Source organism: Vibrio sp. 1078-1 (genome assembly GCF_033340475.1).
Window position 1 is genome coordinate 1 of the sequence record NZ_JAWOWM010000802.1, and the last position, 536, is coordinate 536.

The window sequence follows — 536 nt, forward strand, 5'->3', positions numbered from 1 at the left end:
CTTGAGCACCACGCTTTCGGCATGATGCTTGGTAAAGACGGTAAACCATTCAAAACTCGTGCGGGCGGTACGGTTCGTTTGGCGGACCTTCTTGATGAAGCCGAAGTTCGTGCTGCACAGTTGATCGAATCTAAGAACCCAGAGCTAGATGCTGAAGAGAAAGAGAAGATCTCTAAAACAGTTGCAATGGCAGCGGTTAAATATTCTGACCTATCTAAACACCGCACTACTGACTACGTATTCGATTGGGACAATATGCTAGCGTTTGAAGGTAACACTGCGCCGTACATGCAATACGCATACACTCGCGTTGCCTCTATCTTTGCTAAAGCTGGTGTAGCGATGGATGAACTTCAAGGTGATATCCAAATCACTGACGAAAAAGAAAAAGCGCTTATCGCTAAACTTCTACAATTTGAAGAAGCCGTTCAATCTGTTGCTCGTGAAGGCCAACCGCACATCATGTGTAGCTACCTATTCGAACTAGCAGGTCAATTCTCAAGCGTCTACGAAGCATGCCCAATTCTAGTAGCAGA

Annotated in this window: 1 protein-coding gene; it reads left to right on the top strand. The window is 45.7% G+C overall.

The genetic code is table 11. The features are described from left to right. A partial coding sequence (argS, locus tag R7190_RS30150; protein WP_318138247.1) for an arginine--tRNA ligase occupies positions 1–536 on the top strand: 536 nt, incomplete at both ends.